Genomic DNA, 16,472 nt, shown 5'->3' with positions numbered 1-16,472 from the left:
CGGTCAGCCTATCGGGCACCTGACGGCGCGGCTTGTGCTGGGATCGGGGCTATGACACCGCGGTTTCTGCCCTACTCCACCAGGCCCGGCCGGCTGGCCGCCCAGCTGTTCAGCGACTTCGCCGTCGTCGTGTGGACAGCGCTGTGGCTTCTCGTCGGCCTGGCGGTTTACGACGCCATCGCGACCATCGCCGACGCCGGCCGGCAGGTCGAGAGCGGGGCGGACGGCATCGCCGGCAACCTCGCATCCGCCGGCCACGGCGCCCAGCACATCCCGGTGGTGGGCGACACGGTCAGCAAGCCGCTCAACTCCGCCAGCCAGGCCGCGCTGGACATCGCGGGCGCGGGCCACGATCTGGACACCGCGGCGAGCTGGCTCGCGGTGCTGCTGGCGATGGCGGTCGTGGCGCTCCCGATCCTCGTCGCGGTGATCCCGTGGCTGTTTCTGCGGATTCGCTTCTTTCGGCGCAAGCTGACGGTGACCGCATTGGCCGCAACCCCGGCCGGGGCGCAATTGCTCGCGCTGCGCGCGCTGACCAATCGCCCGCCCCGCAAGCTGGTCGCCGTCAGCGCCGATCCGGTCGGTGGGTGGCGTCGCGAGGACCCGGTCACCATCGGGGCCCTGGCCGCGCTCGAACTACGCTCGGCGGGTATCGCGATCCGCGGGGTTTAACAGCAGCGCACGCGACAAGAGGAGCAGCCCCGCGGCGACCACAATGAGCCAGGCCGCCAACGCATCCCAGAAGAACACCAGCGAGACGGTCTGCAGCCAGCGCTGACCGATCTCGATCGCCATGGCGAAGCTGGCCGCCGAATACATGCCCAACGGAAACACGAACGCCCACCACACGCCGGCAAATCGCAGCATGTTGGGATGCCGCCTGATGCGGTGCAGGGCGAAGTAGATCAGCGGCGGTATCCACAGGGTGGCCGTCACCCAGGTCACGATGGTGACCGCGCGCACCGGGCCGGCCAGCCAGGCGGGAGCCACGGCGTGGATGTTGTCGCCGGCCAGCGTCGCAATCGCCATGCCGCCCATCAGGATCCAGGTGTCCGGTTCGAAGCCGTCGCGGTCCTGTCGTTCGTTGACCACGCGCCACATGGTCAGCCAGGTCATCAGTCCGTATATGCACAGCGCCGCCAGCCAGGCGGCCACGGCCACCGCGAGCCACCAGTGATGACCGGTGTGATAGGCCGCCCGCGCGATCACGATCGCCAGACCCGATGTTCCGACGCTGCCCAGCTGCCAGGCGCCGTGGGCACGGTCGCGCAGCTCGGACCAGCGATGCGCCAACATGTTTCGCGCGCTCAGCAGGATCAGCACCAGCCAGGACGCCAGCCCTACCGCGCCGAGCACCCGCGCCACCCACACATTCGACGACAGGCGCGTGTCGATCACCGCACAGGCGGCGACGAAGGTGATCATCCGCAGGGTGACGTCGGGATCGCTCAGATCCCAGCGCAGCTTGTGTCCGGTGGCGCAGCCCTTCGCGACGACGAGGGCGACCAGCAAGACCAGACCCAGGGTGGCGATGACACCCATCGTGTCGCTGATCAACCGGTACCCATGATTTTTCGCACCGATCGACAAGATGCCCGTCGCCATCACCGCAGCGAACACATCGGGTGAGGGCTCGATATCGGCGAACCGGATCGTCACTGTTCTTCGCGTAGCTCCACGACGAGGTGCCGAATGCCGGTATGCCGGTTGCTGCGGGCCCATTCGACCGGCCGGACCACCCTCACCGCACCGAACCGGGAGAGCAACTCCTCGAACAGCACCCGCAGCTCCAGCCGGGCCAGGTTGGCGCCCAGACAATAGTGCACGCCCTGGCCGAATCCCAGATGCGGGTTGGGTTTCCGGGTGATGTCGAATGCGTCGGCGTTGTCGAACACGCTGGCGTCGCGATTCGCCGAGCCCTCCCAGATCTGTATTTTCTGGCCGACCTCGATGTGCTGGCCGCCCAGCGTGACGTCGCGGGTGGCTGTGCGCCGCTTCGAGGGCGAGGGTGAGGTCCACCGCACCATCTCCTCGACGGCGGTGGGCAGCGTGCCCAGATCCCGACGCAGAGAACGCAATTGCGACGGATGGTTGGCCAGCGCCAGCAGCCCGCCCGCGACCGCATTGCGGGTGGTCTCCGCGCCGGCGCTGAACAGCAGGCTGAAAAACAGGTACAGCTCGAGGTCGGAAAGGGCCGACGCGTCGCGCCCCTCCGAATCGTCGAGCATCGCGTTCGCCACGACCGACAACATGTCATCGGTCGGGTTCTCACGCTTGGACGCGATCAACTGCTGACCGTAGTCATACATGCGCGACCCGGCCTCTTCCACCGATAGCTGTGAAAGCGCAGCCTTGCGCGAACCACCGAAATCGAACTGCGGCTCGATCGCCTCGAACAACCAATGCCGTTCGGATTCAGGGACTCCCAGCAGGATGCAGATCATCTGCATCGGCAGCTCGGCGGCGATGTCGACCAGGAAGTCGAACGGCTCACCCGGCACCACCGAGTCCAGCAGCCGGCGCGCCCTGCTTCGCAGATCGTCTTCGACCAATCGGATCATCCGCGGAGTCAGCCCGGAGCTGACCAGTCGCCGGATCTGCGAATGCCGCGGGTCGTCCATCATGTTGAGCACCTGCCCGGCGATCGCCAGGTCCTGTAACAGGGTGCCGCCGTAAGGCCGTTCGCCGCCGGTGACCGACGAGTACGTCACCGGATCCTTGAGAACCTCAAGCGTTTCCGCGTAGGTGGCAACCGACCAGAAGCCCTCGTTGTCCGGGGTGTTGTCGGTCGGCGGGTGCCAATACACCGGCGCCTCGCGCCGATGGATGGCGAACAGGTCGTGCGGGAATCCGTCGGCGAAGTTGTCGAGATCGGTGAAATCGATCCCCGAAAGTGCGCCGGCCAGGGTCACAGGATCGCACCCGGGACGTACTTGGCGGCGTCCGGGTAGCGGCTCACCAGCGCGTCCACCACCGCCGCCACCTCGTCGACCTGGTCACCGGCGGCGCCCGTGAACGCCTGCTTGTCCGCCAGCGCGGCGTCCAGGGCCGCCCGGTCCAGCGGCAGCCGCTCGTCGGCCGCCAGCCGATCCAGCAGATCGGGCTCGGCCCCGCGTTCCCGCATGGCCAGCGCCGTCGCGACCGCGTGTTCGCGGATCACGTGATGCGCCGCTTCACGGCCCATTCCGGCGCGCACCGCGGCCATCAGCACCTTGGTGGTGGCCAGGAACGGCAGATAGCGGTCCAGCTCACGCTGGATCACCGCCGGGTAAGCGCCGAACTCGTCGAGCACCGTCAGCAGCGTCTCGATCTGCCCGTCGACGGCAAAGAAGCTGTCCGGCAACGCGACTCGGCGCACCACCGAGCAGAACACGTCGCCCTCGTTCCACTGCGCGCCGGCCAGTTCGGCCGCCATCGAGGCGTAGCCGCGCAGCACCACCTGCAGGCCGTTGATCCGCTCGCAGCTGCGGGTGTTCATCTTGTGCGGCATCGCCGACGAGCCGACCTGCCCAGGGGCGAACCCCTCGGTGACCAGGTCGTGGCCGGCCATCAGCCGGATGGTGTGCGCCAGCGAGGATGGTCCCGCGCCCAGCTGCACCAGCGCCGAAATCACGTCGTGGTCCAGCGATCTCGGATACACCTGCCCGACACTGGTCAAAACCGTTGCAAAGCCCAAGAATTGGGCGATGCGCCGCTCGAGCTCGGCGAGCTTGGCGGTGTCGCCGTCCAGCAGGTCGAGCATGTCCTGCGACGTGCCCATCGGTCCCTTGATCCCGCGCAACGGGTAGCGGTCGATCAGCTCGCGCAGCCTGGTCAACGCGATCAGCGTCTCCTGCGCCGCCGAGGCGAACCTCTTGCCGAGGGTGGTGGCCTGGGCGGCGACATTGTGGCTGCGTCCGGCCATCACCAGGTCGCGATAGGCCACGGCCCGCTCGGCGAGCCGCGCCGCGACCGCCACCCCGTGCGCGAAGACCAGCTCCAGCGAACGCCGGATCTGCAGCTGCTCCACGTTCTCGGTCAGATCGCGACTGGTCATGCCCTTGTGCACATGCTCGTGACCGGCCAGCGCGTTGAATTCCTCGATGCGGGCTTTGACGTCATGGCGCAGGACGCGTTCCCGGTCCGCGATCGACGCCAGGTCGACGTCCTCGAGCACCCGCTCGTAGTCGGCGATCGCTTCGGGCGGCACCGCGACGCCCAACTCCGCCTGTGCGCGCAGCACCGCGAGCCACAGCCGCCGCTCCGCGACGATCTTGGCCTCGGGCGACCAGATCGCGACCATCTCGGCACTGGCGTACCGGGCGGCCAGCACGTTCGGAATGCTCACTCGGTCAGCTTAGCCACCGCGAGACTGCAGCTGGCAACGCGTTTCCCGAGTGACGGTGTCGCTAGCTACAGTCTCGCGGCACACTTTGACGATGTACTTCGCCGGCGTCGACCTCGCCTGGGCGGGTCGTAACCCGACCGGTGTCGCCGTCGTCGACTCCGGTGGTGATCTGGTGAGCGTGGGCGCGGTCCGCGACGACGACGAGATCCTGGCCGCGTTGCAGCCCTACGTGCGGGGGGATTGCCTGGTCGCCTTCGACGCGCCGTTGGTGGTGAACAACCCCACGGGTCAGCGTCCCGCCGAGACCGCGCTCAACCGCGACTTCCGCAGGTTCGAGGCCGGCACCCACCCCTGCAACACCGGGAAACCCGAATTCGCCGACGGCCCGCGCGGCGCGCGCCTGGCCGCGGCGCTGGGCCTCGATCCGGATCCGCGCTCGGCGGCGCCGCGTCGGGCCATCGAGGTCTACCCGCATGCGGCGACGGTCGCGCTGTTCCGGTTGGAGCGGACCCTGAAGTACAAGGCCAAGCCGGGCCGTAGCGTCGACCGGCTCAAATCCGAGCTGTTGTTGCTGATGGACGGGCTCGAACGACTCGCGCAGGCCCCGATACCCCTGCGCGTCGCCGGCCACGAAGGCTGGCTCGCGCTGCGGGCGGCCGTCGCGGGCGCGCAACGCAAAAGCGAACTGCGCCGCGCCGAGGATCCGGTCGATGCCGTCGTCTGTGCCTACGTGGCGCTGTACGCGCAGCGCTGCCCCGGCCTTGTGACGATCTACGGCGACGTCGACACCGGGTGCATCGTGACGCCGTCGCTGCCGGATCAGATCTGCACGGGGCGCTGATCGATGGGGGCGAGCACCTCGATGAGATCGACCACCGCCCCCTGCGCCGCCGCGCGCGGATCCCGGCCCTCCACCAGGGCCGACACCACCGACCCGTCTACCGCGCAGATCAGCGTGCACACCAGTTCGATGTGCACCGAGCGGCCGGAACGCTCGATGGCCTCCGCGACGGCCTCGGCGCGCTGACGCAGGCTGCGTCGCATGGTTTCTTGCAACGCGGGCAGGCGGGTGCACGCGATGTGCCGCTCATAGCGCGAGATCAGCTGCTCGGTGAGTCCCGGGCCGGACACGTCCCCGACGAGCAGGTCCGCCAGCACCTCGGCGATGGTCTCCGGTCCGCGTCGCCGCCGGGACAACGCGGTGACCCGCGACCGAAGCTGCGCCACCTCGATCATCGCGATGTGCTCGACCGCGCGGGCGATCAGATCGTCGAGGGAGGAGAAGTAATAGGTGGTGGACGCCAACGGCAATCCGGCCCGACTGGCGACCGCCCGGTGGCGCACCGCTTCGAACCCGCCCTCAGCGAGCAGCTCGGCGGCGGCGCTGATGAGCGCGTACCGTCGACGTTCTCCTTTCGGAGTAACCGCTGCAGTCACGAGTAGCCATCGTGCCAGTCAAAGTGGTACTGCATTGCCATTTCGGCCAAACGGCCCGCCGATCGAACATGGCATGATGGCCCGCATGCCCGACTTGAGCCGCCGCGCCGTGCTCGGCCTCGGCGCCGGCGCGGCCCTCGGCGCCGCCGGCGCTTACGGGCTCGACATTCTGTTACAGCCTCGGACATCTCACGCCGCGCCGGCGTCCGCGGCGGGCACCCAGGTGCCTTTGGCGCCGCCACCGAGCGCACCTCGCGATCCGGCTCCCCCGGCGGCGGCCGCGCCCACCATGGTGACCGGTTCCTTCGTCTCCGCCGCGCGTGGCGGGGTGAACACGAATTGGGCCATCGCGCGTCCGCCGGGCCAGACGAAGCCGCTGCGACCCGTGATCGCGCTGCACGGCAAGGGCAGCGACGCGTCCACCGTGATGGCCGGCGGGGTCGAACACGGTCTGGCACAGGCCGTCGACGCCGGACTGCCGCCGTTCGCGGTGGTCGCGGTCGACGGCGGCGGCAGCTATTGGCACAAGCGAGCTTCCGGCGAGGACAGCGGGGCGATGGTGCTCGACGAGCTCATCCCCATGCTGGGCAACCAGAATTTGGACACCTCGCGGGTGGCGTTTTTGGGCTGGTCGATGGGCGGCTACGGCGCGCTGCTGCTCGGCGGCCGGCTGGGGGCCGGACGCACCGCCGCGATCTGCGCGGTGAGCCCCGCGCTGTGGATGTCGTCGGGCGCGGCAGCACCGGGAGCTTTCGACGGCCCGGACGACTTCGCCGCCAACTCGGTGTTCGGGATGCCGGCGCTGGCGTCGATCCCCATCCGGATCGACTGCGGCGACAGCGACCCGTTTTACAGCGCGACAAAGCAGTTCATTGCGCAACTGCCTCATCCGCCGGCGGGCGGTTTCTCCCCCGGTGGGCACGACGGGGCGTTCTGGAGCTCGCAGTTGCCGGCCGAGCTGACCTGGATGGCACCGCTGCTGACGGCGTGATCTTCGGCCGCGAGCGTAACGCCACGGCGAAGAAGCCCGTTGGAAATCGCCATGGCGTTACGCTCGCGGAGATGACCGCACCGTTCGACTGGAACCTCCCCTACGCCTGGCCCCGCCGGCCCATCCTGGCGGAAAACGTTGTGTGCACATCGCAACCGCTCGCCGCCCAAGCGGGCCTGCGGATGCTCGCCGAGGGTGGCAGCGCGGTCGACGCGGCGATCGCCACGGCCATCACGTTGACGATCGTGGAGCCGGTTTCCAACGGCATTGGCTCGGACGCCTTTGCCATCGTGTGGGACGGCAAGCAATTGCACGGGCTGAACGCATCGGGCCGCTCCCCGGCGGGGTGGACCCCGGAATACTTTGGCGGAGAACCCGTTCCCCTCTTCGGTTGGAATTCGGTGACCGTGCCGGGCGCGGTGTCGGGATGGACCGAACTGCATGCCAAGTTCGGTAAGCTGCCGTTCGAGCGGCTCTTCGAACCCGCGATCTCCTACGGCCGCAACGGCTTTCTGGTTTCGCCTACGGTGGCTGAGCAGTGGGCGGCCCAAATGCCGCTGTTTGCGAGGCAGCCGGGTTTCGGCGAGGCGTTTCTGCCCGGCGGGCGGGCGCCGAAACCTGGCGAGCGGTTCAGCCTGCCCGATCACGCGGCCACGCTCGAGGCGATCGCCGCCACCAACGGCGAGGCGTTTTACCGCGGGGAACTGGCCGCCAAACTCGAGGCGCACGCGTCGGCCAACGGCGGTGTCATGCGGGCCAGCGACCTCGCGGCTCACCGTGCGGACTGGGTGGGCACGGTCGACGGCGGCTACCGCGGCTACACCGTGCACGAGATTCCGCCCAACGGTCAGGGGATCGTCGCGCTGATCGCCCTGGGCATCCTGGAGCACTTCGACATGGCGTCGTTGCCGCCCGATTCCGCCGACAGCGTGCACCTCCAGATCGAGGCGGTGAAGCTGGCGTTCGCCGACGCCCAGGCGTACGTCGCCGACATCGAGCACATGCCGCTGAAGCCGGAACGCCTGCTGGACAAGGAGTACCTGGCGCAGCGTGCCGCACTGATCGACCGCGCACGGGCGAAGCCCGCGTCCGCGGGCGCCCCGACGGGCGGGACCGTCTATCTGACCGCGGCCGACGCCGCAGGGGTGATGGTGTCGATGATCCAGTCGAATTACATGGGATTCGGTTCCGGCGTGGTGGTGCCGGGCACCGGCATCTCGCTGCAAAACCGTGGGGCGAATTTCGCTGCGAGCCAAGGCCATCCGAACGTGGTGGGCCCGAACAAGCGCCCATTCCACACCATCATTCCGGCCTTCGTGACCAAGGACGGGGCCCCGGTCATGAGCTTCGGGGTGATGGGCGGAATGATGCAGCCGCAGGGACATGTGCAGGTGATGGTCCGCATCGCCGACCACGGACAGAATCCGCAGGCGGCGTGTGACGGTCCGCGGTTCCGGTGGGTCGAGGGGATGCAGGTCAGCTGCGAAACAGGTTTCCCGGCTGCAACGCTCGACGAGTTGCGCCAGCGCGGACACGACCTGGTTGCCGTCGACGACTACAACCAATTCGGCAGCTGCCAGGCGATCTGGCGACTCGATGGTGGCTACCTTGCGGCCAGCGATCCGCGCCGCGACGGGCAAGCGGCTGCGTTCTAGTCGCTTTCTAGACGCGGATCTGGCCTTCGGCAGCCGATTGGGCGATGTCGCTGCGGAAATGGCTGCCAGGCAGGCGAATCGAACGAAGCACGTCATACGCTTTGGTCCGCGCGGCCGCGAGGTCGGCGCCGGTTCCCACCACCGACAGCACGCGACCACCCGAGGAGACGATTTCGCCGTCGTCGCGCCGCGAGGTTCCGGCGTGCAGCACACCGTCGGCCTCCGAGCCGACGATGACGTCGCCCACCCGAGGACGGCCGGGATAGTTCTCCGCCGCCAGCACCACCGTCACCGCGGCACCGTCGTGCCAGCGCAGCTCGCCGAATTCCGCCAACGTGCCGCTGCCCGCCGCGTACAGGAGCTGCCCGAGCGGTGATTCCAGCAGCGCCAGCACCGCCTGCGTCTCGGGATCGCCGAAGCGGCAGTTGAATTCGACCACGGCCGGCCCGCTTGCGGTGATCGCGAGCCCGGCGTACAGCAATCCGCTGAACGGGCAGTCACGCGCAACCATCTCGGCCGCAACGGGTTCGACGATGTTGCTGACAATGTCGCGATAGACCTCGTCGGGAAGCCACGGGACCGGCGCGTAGGCGCCCATGCCGCCGGTGTTGGGTCCGTTGTCGCCGTCGCCGACGCGCTTGAAGTCCTGAGCCGGCAGCAGCGGCACCACGGTCTCGCCGTCGACGACGCAGAACAGTGACACCTCGGGGCCATCCAGGTACGACTCCAGCAGCACCGGGTGGCCGGCCTCGAGCAGTCCCGCGGCGTGCGCTCGCGCCGCACCGCGATCCGCGGTCACCACGACACCCTTGCCGGCGGCCAGGCGGTCGTCCTTCACCACCCAGGCGGCATCCCCGACAGGCGGACCGAAGCGATCCAGCGCTGCGTCCAAAAGTGCGGGGCTGTCGACGATTTCAGTGGTCGCGGTGCGCACACCGGCCGCGGCCATGACCTCTTTGGCGAACGCCTTGGAGCCTTCGATGCGGGCGGCGTCCTTGCCGGGGCCGAAGCAGACGATGCCGGCGGACCGCAACGCGTCGGCCACCCCGAGGACCAGCGGCACCTCGGGACCGATGACCACCAGGTCGGCGCGGACCTCGCGCGCCAGGGCGACGACATCCTCCGCCGCGGTGACATCGACGTCGTGCTGCTCGGCCAACCGGGCGGTGCCGGCGTTGCCGGGGGCGATCGCCAGCCCGGTGACCTGCGGGTCTTTGCGAAGCGCCAGCAGCAACGCATGCTCACGGGCACCGGAACCAATCACCAGGACGCGCACGACAGGTCAGACTAGCCGGGCGCAGGAGCGACTCCTACAAGGCCTGGTAGATGAGTCGCGTGTACTTGCGGGTGCGCTCGGTTCCCGCCGAGGTGACCTGTCCCATCTTGTTCATCACATAGGCGAAGGTGGCACGGCGGTCGGGATTCATGACCACCATCGACCCGCCCCAGCCGCCCCAATAGCAGACCTTCCCGTCGGGCATGTCCGGCACCGCTTCGGGGTGGGGCAGCGCGAACCCCAGGCCCCACCGCGCCGGCATGGCCAGGACCAGGTCGGTCCCGTTGGCATGTTCTTGAAAGATCAGGTCGATGGTGTCCGGGTTCAGTAGCCGCGTTCCATTGACGCTGCCACCCAACGAGATTGGCGAAAGGGTGCGGACCAACGACCGAGCGTTGCCGTGACCATTGGCCGAGCCGATGTCCGCGCGGCGCCACGCCGTGGTCTCGGCCGCCAGCGCGGATTCCGGAGTGGGCGGCACGGCGGCGAATGTCTTGTACATCGGATGGTCATGGGGCACCGCGTCGAGTGGAACATCCAGCGGTGGTGGCGGGACCAGCTCCGCGATGCGGGCGTCGTCTTCGGGCACCGCTCCAATCTGAAAGTCGGAACCCAACGGTTCGGCGATCTCGTCACGCACGAAGTTTTTCAGTGTCTTTCCGGTGATCCGCCGCACGATCTCGCCAATCAGGTGGCCACTGGTCACGGCGTGATAGCCGGACGCGGTGCCGGGTTGCCACCACGGGGCTTGGGCGGCCAGTCGCGACGTGGATTTCTGCCAGTCGTAGACGTCCTCGAGGCGAAACGGCATCTCCCAGCCGGACACTCCGGAGGTGTGGCTGAGGACGTGCCGCACTTCGACCTGCTCCTTGCCGTTGGCGGCGAACTCGGGCCAGTACTTCGCGACCGGGGCGAAGGGGTCGAGCAGCCCGCGGTCGATGAGTGTCAGCGCGGCCAGCGCGGTCACGTTCTTGGTGCTCGAAAAGACATTGACGATGGTGTCTTGCGACCATTCGCGGGTTTTCGCCCTGTCGGCGTGTCCGCCCCAGATGTCGACGACCAGTTCGCCGTCGATGTCGATGGCTATGGCCGCGCCGAGCTCGCCGCCGGTGCTGACCTCGTCGGCCAGCCCGGCGACGAGGTCCTCGAAGCGACTGTCGTAGTGCCCGTGCAGGACACCCGTGGTGAAGTGGGCGTCGATGAGAGTTCGGCTTGCCATTGGTACCTCCTTGAGTCCGGTGGACCCACTATGGGGCGGATCGCGGTGAACAACATTCGCCAACCGGCCTAGATCCGGGGCACGGCGCCGAAGCCGCGTTCTAGGCCATTGCGCTGATGTTTGCTGCCTGCGATTGCCGCATGCTGGCTAACATGACTGAGACCACCGATCGACGTGCGGAAACGCCGCCGCTGGAACCTCTGAAGTGGAGTGATTTGGGCGTAAGCGAGCTCCCGACTGGAACGGTGACGTTGCTGCTGGCCGACGTCGAGGGGTCGACGCGGCTATGGCAGACCCAGCCCGAAGAAATGGGTGCCGCGGTGGCGCGCCTGGACCGCACGCTATCGGATCTGGTGGCCCAGCACGGCGGGGTGCGCCCCGTGGAGCAGGGCGAGGGCGACAGCTTCGTCGTGGCGTTCGCCCGTGCCAGCGACGCCGCAGCGTTCGCGCTGCGGCTTCAGCTCGCGCCGCTTGCCCCGATCAGCCTGCGGATCGGTTTGCACACCGGCGAAGTGCAATTGCGCGACGAAGCAAACTACGTGGGGCCCACCATCAACCGCACCGCACGGCTGCGCGACCTCGCCCACGGGGGCCAGACGGTCCTGTCGGCCACGACGAGTGACCTGCTGGCCGACGGTCTTCCCGCCGACGCGTGGCTGCTCGATCTGGGCACCCACCAGTTGCGGGACTTGCCCCGCCCAGAACGGGTGACCCAGCTGTGCCATCCGGAGGTGCGCAACGACTTCCCACCACTGCGCGCATCGAAAAGCACTGGAAAGCAGCATCTTCCGGTGCAGCTCACGAGCTTCGTCGGCCGCGACGCCGAAATCAAGACCGTGCGCGAAATCGTCGCGGGCAACCGATTGGTGACGCTGACCGGCGCGGGCGGTGTGGGCAAGACGCGCCTAGCGGTGCAGATCGCGGACCGGATGGATAGCGATTTCGCGGACGGCGTGTGGTACGTCGATCTGGCAGCGATCACCGACCGCGCCGTCGTACCGGTCGCCGTGACGCGGGCGCTGGGACTGCCCGACCAAGTGGGGCGTTCGACGATCGACACCCTGACCCACGTGATCGCCGGGCGACACATCCTCATCGTCTTGGACAACTGTGAGCACCTGATCGAGGCATGTTCCTCGCTGACCGTTGCGTTGCTGGGGGCGTGCCCGGCGGTGAATATTCTCGCCACGAGCCGTGAACCGCTCCGGGTGCCGGGCGAAGTCGCCTGGGGGGTGCCGTCCTTGTCGCTGACGGACGAGGCGATCGCATTGTTCACTGATCGCGCGCGCCAGGTACGTCCTGATTTCGTTGTGTCTGAGCATAACTCGGCCGCGGTGGCGGAGATCTGCGAGCGCCTGGACGGCATGCCCTTGGCGATCGAGCTGGCGGCCGCGCGAGTTCGCGCGCTGTCGCTGACGCAGATCCTCGACAGCCTGCACAACCGCTTCCGCCTGCTGACCGGCGGCGCACGCACGGCCGTTCGCCGCCAGCAGACGCTGCGGGCGTCGGTCGACTGGTCGCACGCGCTGTTGACCGAACCGGAACGGGTCCTGTTCCGCCGGGCGGGGGTGTTCCACGGCGGGTTCGACCTCGATGCGGCACAAGCGGTTTGCGGTGACAGCGATGTCGAGAGCTATCAGATTCTCGACCAGCTCACGCTGCTCATCGACAAATCGCTCATAGCGGCAGAGGACGGCGACCTCGGAACCCGATACCGAATGCTGGAGACGGTCCGCCAGTACGCGCTCGAAAAGCTCAGCGAGTCCGGCGAAGCCGACGCCGTCCGCGGGCGCCACCGCGACCACTACTCCGCAATGGCCGCCATGCTCGACGAGCCCGGCTGGTCGGGCCATCAGCACCGCGTGGAGCAAGCCGAAACCGAGATAGACAACCTGCGCGCCGCGTTCGCCTGGTGCCGGGAAAACGGCGAAACCGTAACCGCAATACAGCTCGCGTCGGCGTTGCAGCCGTTGTGGTTAACCCGCGGCCGCGTGCGTGAAGGACGTGCCTGGTTCGACGCAGCGCTGGCCGGCGGCAAGCCGCACCTGAGTGGAGTACCGGTCACGGTTCGCGCGCGGGCCCTGGCGGACAGTGCCGCCCTCGACGCCGCACAGAACATCCACGACCGCGTGGACACGGCCCTAGAGGCGCTGACCATCGCCCGTGAACTCAATGACCCCGCCTTACTGGTTCGCGCGCTCCTCGCGTGCGGCCTCCTCACCGCCTACGACGCAGAGGCCGCCAAGACTTACCTCGATGAGGCGCTGGGACTGGCTCGCGAGCTGGGTGACGACTGGAGCCTGAGCCAGATTCTCGCTTTTCAGGCGTTCGCAGCAGTCACCGGGAAGGGTGACGCCATAGCGGCTCGTGCGGCCGGTGAAGAGGGCCGCGCAATCGCCGATGCGGTCGGTGACGGGTACACCTCCCGGATGTGCCGCTGGTGCGTGGCCTTGGCGCAATGGTGGGGCGGCGATATCACCGGTGCGATTGCGGAATTCCGTGATTTGGTGGCCGAATCGGACGCGGCACACGACGAAACGTGGAAGATGTCCAGCCTCGTCTCCCTGGGGCATATGCGGTCCTACGCCGGCCAAACGAGCGATGCGTGCGCGGCCGCAAGCGCGCGTGGAAGCTGCCGCGGACCTCGGCGAGTTCAACCAAGGATTTGGCTATGCGGCGTTGGCTGTCGCGAATCTCGCCGCGGGCGACGTGGAAGCGGCAGCCAGCGCCAGCGAGACCGCCTGGCGGCTGCTGAGCGTCCAGCCCGAACTGGCAATCGTGAACGTAATCCCGCTCGCGGAGGTTGCGCTGGCGCGGGGAGATCTGACCGCGGCCCGCCGTTGGGCCGATGCCGCCGTGTCGGTGGCTCCGGGCCTGCACCAAATGCAGGCGCTGGCCGCACGCGCGCGCGTTGGGATCGCGCAGGGGGATTCACATCAGGCTGAACGCGATGCCCACGACGCGCTCACGCGCGCTAAGAGGCTCGAGGGTCAACGGATCGTTCCCGACGTGCTCGAGTGTCTCGCGATAATCGCGGTACGGGTCGGCGCCAACCAACATGCCGCCCGTCTTTTCGGAGCTGCGACCGAATCTCGCCGCCGCACCGGCCAGGTCCGCTTCAAGATCTATGACGCCGACTATGCCGCGTCGGTGGCGGCACTGCGGGAGGTCATGGGCGAGGGCGAATTCCATGACGCATGGACCGAGGGTGAGTCGCTGTCAATCGACGAAGCGATCGCTTATGCACAGCGCGGTCGCGGCGAACGTAAGCGGCCGGCAACGGGCTGGGATTCACTGACACCCGCCGAACTCAACGTAGTGAGGCTGGTCAGCGAGGGGCTCTCGAACAAAGACATCGCCGCGCGCCTCTTTCTTTCGGCGCGCACCGTGCAAGCACATCTCGGCCACGTCTACTCCAAACTGGCTATCAGCTCGAGAGTGCAGCTCGCCCAAGAGGCTTCACGCCACGCTTAATCGCCCTTATTGCCCGAGTGCATCTTCAGCGCACCCTCGACGTTCGCCTTCTTGTCTTCTCCGGCGCCCTTTGCCGCGGCCTTCTTGCGCTTGGCCACGACGGCGTCCACCGCGCCGTTGAGGGCCGAACCCAAGGGGAAGCCCAGGTAATGGGTGAGGAAGACGGCCATCTCCTTCAGTTCGGTCTCGGAAAGTTCACCGTTGAGGAGCGCGGCGTTGATCTGGATCTCGGCCAGGTCGCGATTGCCGATCGCGGTCACGGCCGTCAGTGTCATGATGCGCTTGTCGCGCATCGACAATCCCGGACGGGTCCAGATGCTGCCGAACAGGTGATCGACTGTCAGGTCGAAGTACGCGTCGCCTTCGATGTTGGGCATCTCCCAGCCGTAGACCTCGTTCATCTTCGCGAGACCCTTGCTGCGCAGCTCGTCCATTACGCCTCTTTCTCCGTGTGTGGCACCCCGAGGCCCGCGGCCAACCGCTCGTAGGCCAACTGCGCGAGCGGCAGATCGACCGACACCGACTCGCCCAGAGCCAGCGCCAGGCTCAGATCCTTCTCCCCCAGCCCCCGGGTGTGCAAGAACGGTTGGTACAGGAAGTTGTCCGGCTCAAGGTCTTTCATGTCCTCACGCACCATGATCGCGCCCGGGCCACCGGTGAGCGCGTCGGTGTGCCGCACCACCCGGCCCAACGCCTGCAGATCCAGCCCGGCCGCCTCGGCGAGCTTCATGGCCTCGCACGCCGCGGCATAGGAGGTGAACGTCAACATGTTGCGGGCCAGCTTCATTCGCGTCCCCGCACCCGGCTCGCCCGCGTGGATGACCATCGCCGCCCAGTGTTTGAACGCCGGCTTGATCTTCTCGTAGACCTCGCGCTCGGCGCCCACCATCGTGGCGAGTTCGCCTTTGGCCGCCGCGGCGGCCCCGCCGCTCACGGGCGCGTCGACGATGTGGATGTCTTGCGGTTTGAGTTCGGCCGCGAGTTCGACGGCAGTGGTGTCACTGATGGTCGAGTGGATCGCGATGACTGTCCCGGGCTTGGCGTGCGCCGCCAACTCGCCAACCACCTTGCGCACCTGAGCGTCGTTGAGGACGGTGATGTGGATGATGTCGGCGGCGACGGCAATGTCGGCCACGCTGTCGGCCAGGCCGGCGCCCTTTTCGGCCAACGGCGTCATCGCCTCGGTCCGAATGTCGAAAACCGTTACCCCGCCTGGCCATTCGGTCATCTTTGTGGCCATCGGAGCGCCCATATTGCCCAGCCCGATGTAGCCGAGCTTGAGCGCTTCAGTCATGCGCCACTCCTCCTCATCGCTTCGCTCTGCATCGTCGCCGGCGGCTATGACCGGATTATCTGTCCACCGTCGACATTGAAAATCTGCCCGGTGATCCACGACGCCTCGTCGGACAGCAGGAACAGGCACATGCCGACCAGGTCCGCGGGTGTCCCCATGCGCGACAGCGGCAGACCCTTGACGATGTCGGCGACCATCTCTTGGGGGGTGGTGGTCCGGTTCGCCTCGGTGTCGATGGGGCCCGGCGCGATCGCGTTGATCCGGATCTTCTGGCCGCCGAGCTCGCGGGACAGTTGCTGCGTCAGGCCGTTGAGGCCAACCTTGGCCAGGCCGTAGTAGTTCGAGTACAGCCAGGCGGCGGTGGATGATTGGTTGACGATCGCCCCGCCGCCGCGCTTGGCCATCTTCTTGTACACCGCGCGCGTGCACCACAACGCCCCGTCGAGGTTCACGCTCATGAACTTCTTGTAGTACTCGGGGTCGATGGTGAGCAAGAAGTCCAACTTCATGCCCCCGAAGATCGCGGCGTTGTTGACCAGGTAGTCGATGCCGCCGAATTCGGCCAGCGTGCGGTCGGCCATCGCCTTGGCCGACGCCGGGTCGGACACGTCGACCGGAATGCTGATCGCGGTTCCGCCGTCGGCCACGATCTGCTTGGCGACCGACTCGGCCGCCTCGGCGTTGATGTCGGCGACCACCACCGCGGCGCCCTCACGGGCCAGCGCCTCGGCATAGGCCTGCCCGATGCCGCCCCCGGACCCGGTGACGATGCCGACCTTGTTCTCGAATCGCATGCTTG

The 16,472-nt window shown here is 67.7% G+C and carries 13 protein-coding genes and 1 pseudogene; 5 read left to right on the top strand and 9 right to left on the bottom strand.

Annotated features, from left to right (window positions below; translation table 11 throughout):
* Positions 1-51 precede the first annotated feature (51 nt).
* Positions 52-672, top strand: coding sequence for a hypothetical protein (locus AC0KS4_RS28005; protein WP_225327863.1), 621 nt, complete (start codon positions 52-54; stop codon positions 670-672).
* On the opposite strand, the gene AC0KS4_RS28000 is transcribed toward AC0KS4_RS28005, so the two are convergent.
* Genes AC0KS4_RS28000 through purB form a run of 3 tightly spaced genes read right to left on the bottom strand, consistent with a single transcriptional unit; the run spans position 637 to position 4,327 of the window.
* Positions 637-1,659 carry a tellurite resistance/C4-dicarboxylate transporter family protein gene (locus AC0KS4_RS28000; protein WP_225327864.1) on the bottom strand — a complete coding sequence of 341 codons (1,023 nt, stop codon included), beginning with the start codon at positions 1,657-1,659 and terminating at the stop codon, positions 637-639. The two genes, AC0KS4_RS28005 and AC0KS4_RS28000, sit on opposite strands and share 36 nt — an antisense overlap.
* A complete protein-coding gene (locus tag AC0KS4_RS27995) occupies positions 1,656-2,912 on the bottom strand; it encodes a cytochrome P450 (protein ID WP_238955727.1) in 1,257 nt (418 codons plus the stop codon). The genes AC0KS4_RS28000 and AC0KS4_RS27995 overlap by 4 nt, the downstream gene beginning before the upstream one ends.
* Entirely contained in the window at positions 2,909-4,327 is a 1,419-nt protein-coding gene (gene purB / locus AC0KS4_RS27990; RefSeq protein WP_238955726.1) for an adenylosuccinate lyase, read from the bottom strand. The genes AC0KS4_RS27995 and purB overlap by 4 nt, the downstream gene beginning before the upstream one ends.
* A 91-nt stretch (positions 4,328-4,418) precedes the next feature.
* On the opposite strand from purB, the gene AC0KS4_RS27985 reads away from it, so the two are divergent.
* Complete coding sequence (locus tag AC0KS4_RS27985) at positions 4,419-5,168, top strand: DUF429 domain-containing protein (RefSeq protein WP_225327867.1); 750 nt, start codon at positions 4,419-4,421, stop codon at positions 5,166-5,168.
* On the opposite strand, the gene AC0KS4_RS27980 is transcribed toward AC0KS4_RS27985, so the two are convergent.
* Positions 5,147-5,764, bottom strand: coding sequence for a TetR/AcrR family transcriptional regulator (locus tag AC0KS4_RS27980; RefSeq protein ID WP_425326345.1), 618 nt, complete (start codon positions 5,762-5,764; stop codon positions 5,147-5,149). The two genes, AC0KS4_RS27985 and AC0KS4_RS27980, sit on opposite strands and share 22 nt — an antisense overlap.
* Before the next feature lie 73 nt (positions 5,765-5,837).
* On the opposite strand from AC0KS4_RS27980, the gene AC0KS4_RS27975 reads away from it, so the two are divergent.
* Positions 5,838-6,755 (top strand): alpha/beta hydrolase-fold protein, encoded by a 918-nt coding sequence (locus AC0KS4_RS27975; protein WP_238955725.1) that lies wholly within the window; start codon positions 5,838-5,840, stop codon positions 6,753-6,755.
* A 71-nt stretch (positions 6,756-6,826) separates the two neighbouring features.
* The gene (locus AC0KS4_RS27970) at positions 6,827-8,410 is read left to right on the top strand and encodes a gamma-glutamyltransferase family protein (protein ID WP_238955724.1); all 1,584 of its coding nucleotides are present in this window, start codon (positions 6,827-6,829) and stop codon (positions 8,408-8,410) included.
* 7 nt (positions 8,411-8,417) lie between these two features.
* On the opposite strand, the gene purD is transcribed toward AC0KS4_RS27970, so the two are convergent.
* Together purD and AC0KS4_RS27960 are read right to left on the bottom strand one after the other, a co-directional pair.
* Positions 8,418-9,686 carry a phosphoribosylamine--glycine ligase gene (purD, locus tag AC0KS4_RS27965; protein WP_225327870.1) on the bottom strand — a complete coding sequence of 423 codons (1,269 nt, stop codon included), beginning with the start codon at positions 9,684-9,686 and terminating at the stop codon, positions 8,418-8,420.
* Positions 9,687-9,720: 34 nt separating this feature from the next.
* Positions 9,721-10,905, bottom strand: coding sequence for a serine hydrolase domain-containing protein (locus tag AC0KS4_RS27960; protein WP_238955723.1), 1,185 nt, complete (start codon positions 10,903-10,905; stop codon positions 9,721-9,723).
* Between the two features lie 140 nt (positions 10,906-11,045).
* Here AC0KS4_RS27960 and AC0KS4_RS27955 point away from each other — a divergent pair.
* Positions 11,046-14,379: pseudogene (locus AC0KS4_RS27955) on the top strand (helix-turn-helix transcriptional regulator).
* Here the strand turns inward: AC0KS4_RS27955 and AC0KS4_RS27950 are convergent.
* The 3 genes from AC0KS4_RS27950 to AC0KS4_RS27940 are packed head-to-tail and all read right to left on the bottom strand — an operon-like array spanning position 14,376 to position 16,467.
* Positions 14,376-14,813, bottom strand: coding sequence for a carboxymuconolactone decarboxylase family protein (locus AC0KS4_RS27950; RefSeq protein WP_067166340.1), 438 nt, complete (start codon positions 14,811-14,813; stop codon positions 14,376-14,378). The pseudogene AC0KS4_RS27955 and the gene AC0KS4_RS27950 overlap by 4 nt on opposite strands.
* A complete protein-coding gene (locus tag AC0KS4_RS27945) occupies positions 14,813-15,673 on the bottom strand; it encodes an NAD(P)-dependent oxidoreductase (RefSeq protein ID WP_238955722.1) in 861 nt (286 codons plus the stop codon). Before AC0KS4_RS27945 ends, AC0KS4_RS27950 begins: the two co-directional genes overlap by 1 nt.
* Positions 15,674-15,717: 44 nt before the next feature.
* Entirely contained in the window at positions 15,718-16,467 is a 750-nt protein-coding gene (locus AC0KS4_RS27940) for an SDR family oxidoreductase (protein ID WP_225327875.1), read from the bottom strand.
* Positions 16,468-16,472: the final 5 nt, after the last annotated feature.

Source organism: Mycobacterium sp. NTMscope_MAC_12, from assembly GCF_976985675.1.
The sequence above is the reverse complement of the archived record's forward strand: the minus strand, read 5'-3'. Positions and strand labels throughout refer to the sequence as shown.

Excerpts from the sequence above, each read along its gene's own strand:
- AC0KS4_RS28005 (WP_225327863.1), top strand. The coding sequence starts at position 52 with ATGACACCGCGGTTTCTGCCCTACTCCACCAGGCCCGGCCGGCTGGCC.
- AC0KS4_RS27985 (WP_225327867.1), top strand. The coding sequence starts at position 4,419 with ATGTACTTCGCCGGCGTCGACCTCGCCTGGGCGGGTCGTAACCCGACC.
- AC0KS4_RS27975 (WP_238955725.1), top strand. The coding sequence starts at position 5,838 with ATGATGGCCCGCATGCCCGACTTGAGCCGCCGCGCCGTGCTCGGCCTC.
- AC0KS4_RS27970 (WP_238955724.1), top strand. The coding sequence starts at position 6,827 with ATGACCGCACCGTTCGACTGGAACCTCCCCTACGCCTGGCCCCGCCGG.
- AC0KS4_RS27960 (WP_238955723.1), bottom strand. The coding sequence starts at position 10,905 with ATGGCAAGCCGAACTCTCATCGACGCCCACTTCACCACGGGTGTCCTG.
- AC0KS4_RS27950 (WP_067166340.1), bottom strand. The coding sequence starts at position 14,813 with ATGGACGAGCTGCGCAGCAAGGGTCTCGCGAAGATGAACGAGGTCTAC.
- AC0KS4_RS27945 (WP_238955722.1), bottom strand. The coding sequence starts at position 15,673 with ATGACTGAAGCGCTCAAGCTCGGCTACATCGGGCTGGGCAATATGGGC.
- AC0KS4_RS27940 (WP_225327875.1), bottom strand. The coding sequence starts at position 16,467 with ATGCGATTCGAGAACAAGGTCGGCATCGTCACCGGGTCCGGGGGCGGC.